Origin of the sequence: Syntrophotalea sp., assembly GCF_050253115.1 — a bacterium.
Classification (GTDB): domain Bacteria; phylum Desulfobacterota; class Desulfuromonadia; order Desulfuromonadales; family Syntrophotaleaceae; genus Syntrophotalea; species Syntrophotalea acetylenica.
The window spans coordinates 1-8,379 of sequence record NZ_JBFWJQ010000108.1; the positions used below are offsets into that span (position 1 = coordinate 1).

At 54.5% G+C, this 8,379-nt stretch carries 8 protein-coding genes; 7 read left to right on the forward strand and 1 reads right to left on the reverse strand.

From position 1 onward, the window contains the following. The first annotated feature begins 306 nt into the window (after positions 1–306). From AB7E65_RS10510 to AB7E65_RS10540, 7 genes are all read left to right on the forward strand, one after another. Positions 307–978, forward strand: coding sequence for a hypothetical protein (locus tag AB7E65_RS10510; protein ID WP_428745849.1), 672 nt, complete (start codon positions 307–309; stop codon positions 976–978). A gap of 99 nt (positions 979–1,077) precedes the next feature. Beyond that, positions 1,078–3,087 carry an asparagine synthase (glutamine-hydrolyzing) gene (gene asnB / locus AB7E65_RS10515; RefSeq protein ID WP_428745850.1) on the forward strand — a complete coding sequence of 670 codons (2,010 nt, stop codon included), beginning with the start codon at positions 1,078–1,080 and terminating at the stop codon, positions 3,085–3,087. A 4-nt stretch (positions 3,088–3,091) separates the two neighbouring features. Then, complete coding sequence (gene nadE / locus AB7E65_RS10520) at positions 3,092–4,102, forward strand: NAD(+) synthase (RefSeq protein ID WP_428745851.1); 1,011 nt, start codon at positions 3,092–3,094, stop codon at positions 4,100–4,102. 36 nt (positions 4,103–4,138) lie between these two features. Then, positions 4,139–4,447, forward strand: coding sequence for an acyl carrier protein (locus tag AB7E65_RS10525; RefSeq protein ID WP_428745852.1), 309 nt, complete (start codon positions 4,139–4,141; stop codon positions 4,445–4,447). A gap of 86 nt (positions 4,448–4,533) precedes the next feature. Continuing rightward, positions 4,534–6,105: an AMP-binding protein gene (locus AB7E65_RS10530; RefSeq protein WP_072288187.1), complete on the forward strand. Its 1,572-nt coding sequence runs from the start codon at positions 4,534–4,536 to the stop codon at positions 6,103–6,105. A gap of 21 nt (positions 6,106–6,126) precedes the next feature. Beyond that, positions 6,127–6,792 (forward strand): sugar transferase, encoded by a 666-nt coding sequence (locus AB7E65_RS10535; RefSeq protein ID WP_145926446.1) that lies wholly within the window; start codon positions 6,127–6,129, stop codon positions 6,790–6,792. Further along, entirely contained in the window at positions 6,789–8,033 is a 1,245-nt protein-coding gene (locus AB7E65_RS10540) for a DegT/DnrJ/EryC1/StrS family aminotransferase (protein ID WP_083558819.1), read from the forward strand. The genes AB7E65_RS10535 and AB7E65_RS10540 overlap by 4 nt, the downstream gene beginning before the upstream one ends. 91 nt (positions 8,034–8,124) lie before the next feature. On the opposite strand, the gene AB7E65_RS10545 is transcribed toward AB7E65_RS10540, so the two are convergent. After that, positions 8,125–8,379 (reverse strand): hypothetical protein (locus tag AB7E65_RS10545; protein WP_428745853.1); only part of this gene is annotated, 255 nt, incomplete at its 5' end.

Here is an 8,379-nt window from a genome sequence, read left to right on the forward strand (position 1 = left end):
CCTGATTCACCCCGGGTTGTCTTTCCTGACCGTCTTTCAACATGCGACGCCAGCATGGTGCAACTCCCCGCAGCTATTGTCTTTGTGTCCCCTGCATTGCTTGACACGGTCGCATCTCGCGTTATTATCTTGAGAAACCACTTAGAAATAGCGTACTTAGCTGGTATCCATCCCTGACCTCCGGATGGACAGCAGCGTAGTTATCATACGAAAAAAATGGCGTCACCATTCCGAGTTCAGGGATGGTGCACGGGATCTCTGACATGGGTGCTATCGGCATGGGCTGTACGGCCCGGAAAGAACGCCATGTACTTCGAGCGAAGCATATTGAGCCTTGTTCTTGATAACCTTGGGCCATTTCCTGCTCTTAAAATAGCAGCTAAACGAATGTTTAAAATCGATTACTATTACTTTTTGAAGATAAACTTATCCAGAATTGTTTCTTTAAAACGGATAAGGAGTGATGTTTTTATTGAAAAGGCAAGTCAAGAAGATTGGGAAAAAATTCTATCCAATTTAAAGAAATATTCAAAAACAGAAAGAAAGGAAATTCTGTCAAGACTTTTATTTTACAAGAAAGGATTCAATGGTTGTTATTTTGCAAAAGACAAATTTTCGGATATAATTTCAATGCAGTGGTTAATAACAAGTGAAGATAATGAGTTAATTTCAAGCGAGATGTATAGTGTTTGGGCCTCCTTAAAACCACATGAATGTATGGTTGAGAATCTTTATATTTTTCCTGAATATCGAAAAACAGGGGTTTTTTCCTCGGTAAACTATCTCTTGCTGAAAAAAGCCATGGATAGCGGGATATCGGTCTGTAAAACTTTTATTCGAAACGAAAATGTCCCGGCGCTGAACGGATTTCTCAGCCTGGGTTTCAAAATTGAAGAATTGTATCTCGGCACCAATTTTCTGGGCCATAGCAAAAGAAGGGTCCGGAAAGGCTCATTGGAGGGCTACCGCGCCGGGTAGCTACGGGTCGCTGACACCCTTGCATATTTTTCCGAGGCACCAATACCATGGAATGCCGGCATTTTGTTGATTCCCATCCCATCGGAGACTTCAGGTTATATGTGTGGAATCGCGGGTGTTTTGAATACGTTGCAACACAATCCGCTGTCCGAACAGCTCGTTCCGCGCATGCTGGCCATGATCCAGCACCGTGGACCCGACGCCTGCGGGGCCTATTGGTCGCCGGACTTTGCCATGGGCAACGCCCGCCTCAGCATCATCGGTCTTGCCTCGGGCCTGCAGCCGATCGGCAACGAAGACGGCTCTCTCTGGATCGTCTACAACGGAGAGGCTTTTAATTATGTCGAGTTGAAAGAGGAGCTTGTAAAGGCCGGCCATCGTTTCAGAACCGATACCGATACCGAAGTTGTGCTGCATCTGTATGAAGAATACGGACCGTCCTGTCTGGAAAAAATCAACGGGCAGTTCGCATTGGCGATCTGGGACGCCGGCAGGCGGGAATTGTTTCTCGCCCGGGACCGATTCGGCATCCGTCCGCTTTTTTACTGCGAACAGGGCGGCCGGTTTTCGTTTGCTTCAGAAATAAAGTCGCTGTTCGTTGTCCCCGGAGTTGCTCGCGAGATCGATCCAGGGGCGCTTGACGAGATTTTCACCTTCTGGACAACTCTGCCTCCCCGCACTGTGTTCAAAGGTGTGCAACAGCTTCTGCCCGGGCACTACATGACTGTCGGAGACGGACATGTCAGCCAGCATCGCTATTGGTCGCTGCCATATTTTAATAAATTCGAAAGGTGGGACGGCAGTTTCACCGAAGCCATGGAACATCTCGACGCGCTGCTCACCGATGCGGTGAGGCTGCGTCTGCGGGCCGATGTGCCCGTGGGAGCCTATCTGAGCGGCGGCCTGGATTCCTCGATTGTCACGGCCCTTATCACGCGGCATTTCAATAACAGGCTCAAAACCTTTTCCATGCGATTTGCGGAGTCCGCGTTTGATGAGTCTGTTTTTCAGGATCAGCTGGTCAAGCATCTGGGAACGGATCATTGTTCCGTTGTTGTGTCATCCGATCAGATCCGGGAGTCTCTGCCTGCGGTCATCTGGCATTGCGAAACGCCTCTTTTACGCACGTCTCCGGTGCCGCTGTACCTGTTGTCGCGACTGGTGCGTGAGCACCGTTTCAAAGTTGTCCTGACCGGGGAGGGAGCTGACGAGATCTTTGGCGGATATAATATTTTCAAGGAAGCCAAGGTTCGTCACTTCTGGGGAAGACAGCCTGACTCCACCCTGCGGCCGCGCCTTCTCGAAAAACTCTACCCTTATGTGTTTACCAACCCGTCCCGTGGACGGGCTTTTCTCTATCAGTTTTTTGCCACGCGGCCCGAAGATCGTTCAAATCTTTTATTTTCGCACCAGCTTCGATGGAATAACGGACGACGCAACACAGCGCTGTTTTCCGATGCCTTGCGCAGTTGCCTGGACGGTTGCGATTCCTATGAGCGGGTGGCCGCGGGTCTGCCGGCCGATTTCCTTCAGCGGGAATTGTTTTCCCGCACACAGACGCTGGAAGTTGGAATTTTCCTTTCCAACTATCTTCTGTCTTCCCAGGGAGATCGGGTCGCCATGGCCAACTCTCTTGAAATTCGCCTGCCTTTTCTCGATTACCGTGTTGTTGAATTTGCCGCGCGCCTGCCGGCCCACTGGAAACTGCACGGTCTGAATGAAAAATATATTCTCAAGAAAACTTTTGGTGGTCTGTTGCCGGGAAGCATTGCGCAGCGCCCCAAACAACCTTATCGAGCTCCCATCCGTGAAGCTTTTCGCAACACCGTCGGCGACTCCTGGATGGCAGAACTGCTCAGTGAGGCGGCAATTTCCCGGGCCGGGTATTTTCATCCCGACCGCGTAGCGCATCTTGTGTCCCACTTTCGCAAGGACCCGGGCGTTGCCGCCGGCGAAAACCAGAATATGGCTTTGACCGGCATACTTACCACCCAGTTGACCCATCAGCTGTTTGTCGAGGATTTTCATGGATTGCAGGCCGCGCCGGCCACGCTGAAGCGCCTTGTGCGCGAAGACGGGCGGCACATTCAGGTTTCACATCCAGGGTGATGCGATGATTGAAAAACGACGGTTTTCTCCGGATTGCCTGCGGGTGGATCCGGCCGGGGAGGTGGAAGCGATTTGTTCGCGTCTGCGTGAGGTTCTCAAAAATAACCTTCGCCGTCGGGGATTCGTCCTTGGCCTGTCCGGGGGCATTGACAGCAGCGTGACGGCCGCCCTGGTGGTGCGGGCGGTGGGCGCGGACCGTGTCCTGGGGCTGGAAATGCCCGAAAGACACTCTGCCGAGGAATCCTTGCGGCTCAGCAGTTTGCTGGCCCGCCATTACGGTATCGAAACCTGCCGGGAAGATATTACGCCGGTGCTTGAAGCCCTTCGGTTTTATCGTCGCTACGAGGACGCGGTTCGCAGGGTGGTGCCGGAATACGGGCAAGGATGGAAATCCAAAATTGTTTCTTCCAATCCGATACAAACCGGAGGTTACAACTTTTTTTCCATTGTGGTGGAAACCCCTGAAGGGCAGCGGATGAAGAGACGCTTGCCTCTGCAGGCCTACCTTGAGATTGTAGCGGCCACCAATTTCAAGCAGCGCACCCGCAAAATGCTCGAATACTATCATGCAGACCGTTGCCACTACGCCGTAGCGGGTACCCCGAACAGGCTTGAGTACGATCAGGGATTTTTCGTTAAACAAGGCGATGGCGCGGCCGATGTCAAGCCGATTGCCCATCTGTACAAAAGCCAGGTGTATCAGCTGGCGGAATACCTGGACGTGCCTGAAATCATTCGTCGCCGGCCTCCGACAACGGATACCTACTCCTTGAGCCAGGGACAGGATGAATTTTACTTTTCGCTACCCTACAGGGAGATGGACCTATGCCTTTATGCGAAAAACAACGGCATTCAGGCGAGTGAGGTCGCGCCCTTTGTCGGGCTGGATGCCGCCCAGGTCGAAGGGGTTTTCAGGGATATCGAGATCAAACGCTCCACAACCCGCTATCAGCACCAGCCCCCGTTTCTTGTCGGGCCGGTTCCCCAGATCGATGTCTGCATGGGGCAGGGCTGAGAACAGTTTTCCCGGTAATGGACGAAAGGAGGACAAATGAAAGAAGGTTTTTCGGCGGGTACCGGTTCCTCAGGACAGGAGTTGATGTCCGATGCTTCAAACCTGGTCAGGAAATACATCGTTGAAAATTTCATGTTCGGAGACGACGCCGGGCTGGACGATATGACATCCTTGCAGGCCAGCGGGATTATCGATTCGACCGGGATTCTCGAACTTGTCACATTTCTTGAGGAGCGCTTTTCCATTGCCATCTCCGACGAAGAGCTGATCCCCCAGAATCTGGATTCCATCCATAATGTGGTCTGTTTTCTGAATGGGAAATGCCCGTCCCGGAATATCCTCTGAAAAACCTGTCTTGCAGCGGGCCGCAGGGCTTTCGGTGGGGAGGCCGGAATGAATCCGGAATCGAAGGGCAGCAGAAAGCTGAAAATATGCAGACAAATCCGTACCTGGTTCATCATTTTCTCGAATATTCCGCTGCGCGGCATGGTCGTAAGGTGGCGCTGGTCTGCGACGGCCTGCGTCTGACCTATGGGGAAATCGACGCGGCTGCGAACCGGTTTGCACGGTATCTGGTTTCCATTGGCGTAGACCGTCACCAGCGGGTGGTGATTTTTCTGGACAATTCCGTTGAAGCGGTGATCGCTCTGTTCGGCACGCTCAAGGCCGGTGCCGTTTTTGTGCTGCCCAACGTTACCATGAAAAGCGCCAAACTTGCCTATATCCTCAACAATTGCGGAGCGACGACCCTGGTTGCGCATGATTCCCGCAGACGCGTCATCGAGGAGGCCATGGCCGATGCGGACGGAGTGCGACACCTTGTCTGGTGCCATCACGGACAACCTTGCGAGGCTCCGCAAGGATCTCGCCGCCTGGATTCGTTTACACAATGGTCCGATCTGTTTGTAGCCGGTGACAGCGATGCCGGCGGGCGGCTGCCAGCGGTCATCGACAGGGATCTGGCCACGATCATCTACACCTCCGGGTCCACCGGCGAACCCAAGGGCGTGGTGTCGGCACATTACAATATGGTTGCCGCCGCACGCAGTATCACAACCTATCTGGAAAACGTTGAGACGGATATCGTTCTGAACACCTTGCCGTTTTCTTTCGATTATGGACTTTATCAGTTGCTGATGGTGTTTCTATTCGGTGGGACCCTGGTGCTGGAAAACTCCTTTACCTACCCCCGGGTTGTGCTGGAACGCCTCGCCGTCGAGGAGGTTACGGGCTTCCCCATCGTGCCGACCATGGTGGCCATGCTTCTTCAAATGCGGGATCTTGCCCGTTTCGATTTCAGATGCCTGCGCTATCTTACCAATACCGGGGCGGCGCTGCCGGTGGCTCACATCAGAAGCCTGCGGAAGATGCTGCCGCATGTCCGGATTTTCTCCATGTACGGACTGACCGAGTGCAAAAGGGTTTCCTATCTGCCCCCGGAAAAGCTGGATGAAAAACCCGATTCGGTTGGCATTCCCATCCCGAACAGTGAAGTTTTCGTTGTCGATGCCACAGGACGGGAGGTGGCGGCGAATGAAGTCGGCGAGCTTGTGGTTCGGGGGTCGCATGTAATGCAGGGCTATTGGAACGATCCCGTTGAGACAGCCAGGGTTTTTCGCCCCGGCAATCGGCATGGCGAGATTGTGCTGCATACCGGGGATCTGTTCCGTCGGGATGCGGAGGGCTACCTGTATTTTGTATCCCGCACGGACGATTTGATCAAAACCCGGGGAGAGAGGGTCAGCCCGAAGGAAATCGAAAATGCCCTGTGCGCTCTCGATGGCGTTGCGGAGGCGGCGGTTGTCGGGGTTCCCGATGAGGTGCTTGGCAAAGCCCTTAAGGCTTTTGTTGTTTGTGGGCGGCAGGCTCATCTGAGTGAGATGCAGGTGCAGGCATATTGCCATAAGACCCTGGAGCCATTCATGGTACCGAAATACGTGGAATTCGTGGAGGCGCTACCGAAAACCTCAAGCGGTAAAATCGACAGGAAAAGCCTGCATTGACGGCCGGAAGGAGGTGTCGGCATGGGCCAGGGCATCAAGACAGTCTGCAAAAGGGGGATGGATCTGATCTGTGTTCTGCCGGGATTGATTCTTTTGTCTCCCTTGCTGGCGGCTGTTGCCCTCGGGGTTTTGTGGAAAATCGGGCGTCCCGTGCTGTTTTGCCAGGCACGGCCCGGTCTCGGGGGCAAACCTTTCATGTTATACAAGTTTCGCACCATGACCGATGCCAGGGATGCCTCCGGGAAACTGCTGCCTGACGGTATGCGCCTTACGCCGCTGGGGATTTTTTTGCGCAATGCCAGCCTTGATGAACTCCCGGCCCTGTTCAACGTTCTTAAAGGCGACATGAGCCTGGTCGGTCCGCGACCGTTGCTGATGCGATATTTGCCGTATTATACGCCACGGGAACACATGCGCCACGATGTCCGGCCCGGCATTACCGGCTGGGCCCAGGTAAACGGCCGCAACTACCTGCCTTGGGATGAACGGCTGGCGCTCGATGTCTGGTATGTCGATAACTGGTCCTTGTGGCTGGATCTGAAAATTCTAATCAAAACCTTTTTACAGGTGCTGCGACGCGAAGGCGTGTCGGCCGATCCCGACGCCGCGGAAACCGATCTTGACCGGGAGCGGTCCGCCCGGTGCAAAGAGGGACATTCCGATCCGGGTACAAAGGAGTGCAGATGACATTGCATGCAAAAGGTGCCTCGGGCATGGACGGCAGCTGGGTCATGCCGCCGTGGCCGGTGTTCGACGAAGAGGACATTGCCGCCGTTTCGCAGGTGTTGCGCTCCGGCAAGGTCAATTACTGGACCGGGACGGTCACCCGCCGGTTCGAAGCCGAGTTTGCCGAGCGGTTGGGGGTGCGTCACGCCATCGCTCTGGCCAACGGAACGGTAGCCCTGGAGCTTGCCCTGCATGCTCTCGGCATCGGTCCCGGCGATGAAGTCGTGACCACCTGCCGCACCTTCATCGCCTCGGCAAGCGCGGTGGTTGCACGCGGTGCCGTTCCGGTTCTTGCGGATGTCGATCCCGATAGCCAGAACATCACCGCGGAAACGATCGCCAGGGTTCTTACGCCGCGCACGCGTGCCATTATCGTCGTGCATCTGGCCGGCTGGCCTTGTGAGATGGAACCTGTCATGCAGTTGGCCCGATCTCACGGGCTGAAAGTGATTGAGGATTGTGCTCAGGCCCATGGCGCCACCTACCGTGGGCAGCCGGTGGGCAGCATCGGCGACATGGGCGCGTTTTCCTTCTGCCAGGATAAAATCATGACCACGGGTGGCGAAGGCGGTTTGCTGGTCACCAATGATGACACACTGTGGGCCAAGGCCTGGGCGTATAAAGACCACGGCAAAAGTTTTGCCGCCGTTACTGCCTGCCGTGGCGAACCGGGATTTCACTGGTTGCACGAATCCTTTGGCACCAATTGGCGCATGACCGAAATGCAGGCGGCGCTGGGTTGCCGGGCTTTGCGGAAACTGGACCAATGGCTGCAGACAAGGCAGCGCAACGCGCATATCCTCACCCGGACCCTGGCAGGCCTTCCGGCCTTGCGTCTGACTCCGCCGCCAGCGCATGTGGGGCATGCCTACTACAAGTATTATGCCTTTCTCCGGCCGCGGATGCTCAAGCCGGGCTGGACCCGGGAACGCATTCTTTCCTGTTTGGAAGAGCGAGGTGTTCCCGGCCTGACGGGTGTATGCGGAGAGATCTATCTGGAAAAAGCTTTTACAAAAACCTGCCTTGGCCCGCCTGCGCCTCTGCCTGTTGCCCAGCGACTGCACCAAACCTCGCTTATGTTCCTGGTTCATCCAACGTTGCGGGAAGAAGACATGTTTATCATGGCAAACCGTATCGGTGAGATTTTGATGCAGGCCTCCAACGGCGACGCTGCTGCAGCAAGGCAGGTTTTGGATGGATGAAACTGGTTTTGCCGGCCACGATCCGTTGCGCATTTTCTTCAGTGACCGGATGGCCGCGCCGTTTGACAAAGCTCCGCCGTATGATATTTCTCTAAGTATGTAGATACTGAAAATATAAGCCTTCATTGATTTGGTATCGCGTCCTGGAATGACCGGGATGCGTGATCGGTTGCATGAAGGGGGTAGGGAGGCTTTTCAATCCTTCAGGAGGTAAAAAATGTTGAGCCTTCCTTTGCCATTTCAAAAAACCGGCGTCCGCAAGCTTCTGATTTTGCTCTTTCACATCGGAGCGATAGTCTTCTCTTTTGTAGATGCATTCGCGCTGCGATTCGATCTGAGGATACCT